1 protein-coding gene is annotated in these 1,058 nt (G+C 52.3%); it reads right to left on the bottom strand.

The features are described 5' to 3' along the window. Window positions 1–11: 11 nt before the first annotated feature. A protein-coding gene (locus tag ACQ4N7_RS30310; protein WP_430715136.1) for an IS630 family transposase occupies window positions 12–970 on the bottom strand; the annotation gives its coding sequence in 2 pieces (ribosomal slippage) (window positions 12–628 and window positions 628–970; 960 coding nt in all). Window positions 971–1,058: the final 88 nt, after the last annotated feature.

Genomic DNA, 1,058 nt, shown 5'->3' on the forward strand with positions numbered 1-1,058 from the left:
TATAGCGGTTCTCATTCGGATGAGGTACAGTAACAGTCATTTGTGAACCAGCTGCGAATATCCTTTAAAGTGACTTGAGAATAAGCAGATTCAATCGCTTCTTGTAGGACTTGATGAGTCCGTGCGCCAACTGAATCCAAGATGGTCTTGACCTTTGACCAAAACGGTTCAATGGGCGAGAAGTCCGGCGAATAAGGCGGCAGAAACATGAGTCGTGCACCCACTGCCTCAAGCGCCGTAATCACTTCCTCCGTCGCTTTATGTGTCGGACTATTATCGACGACAAGCACGGCCCCAGGCCAAAGGTTGGGGGCCACTCGACGGACGATATAAGCCTCAAAGGTCATGCTATCCATCGAGCCGAGAATCGTTAGCGGGGCAAGGGGGCCTCGCAGACTTAACGCGTTGACCAACGACACATTTTGCCCCCGCTTGGCCGGACGCTCCCCAACGGCACGCTGACCCTTGAGGGCACGAGCATACAATCGAATCATCGCTAAGTTAACCCCAGCCTCATCCATAAACACTAAGTTTTCTGCGGCGACGTCCCGGATCGCTTGCCAATACTCGACTCGGGCTTGTCGCACCCGTGCGCTCGCAGCTTCGGTCGCGTATAGCGTTTTTTTTTACGAGTCAGTTCAAGCTTCTGCACAATCCGCCCCATCGACGACCGACTCATCAAAATCGAGGTTTCAGCGGCTAGACGGCCCCGCAGTTCGTCCAGAGTCGCATCGTTGTCCGCATCGACTAACGCCTTCACAAGCTTCAGTTGTTCCGCATTGAGTTTAGGTTGCACGCCACCCCCATGAGGCTTAGGCAAGATATCACCCGTTTCTCGAAGACGCTTGAGGAGCGTTTCTACAAAACTCTTCGACACGCCAAATCGCTGGGCTAGCTTGCGAACAGACACGTGCTCTGTAAAGTAAACGTCAATGATCTTTTCCCGGAAGTCAAGTGAGTAGGCTTTCATCACACTCTCCTAAAGGAAAACCAAGACTGTAGCGTGCGCAGTATTTCCTCTACTTTGATCGTACCTCGCCCATTCAGGAACCGCTATA

The sequence above is a fragment of the Nodosilinea sp. AN01ver1 genome, assembly GCF_050565655.1.
GTDB lineage: Bacteria > Cyanobacteriota > Cyanobacteriia > Phormidesmidales > Phormidesmidaceae > Nodosilinea.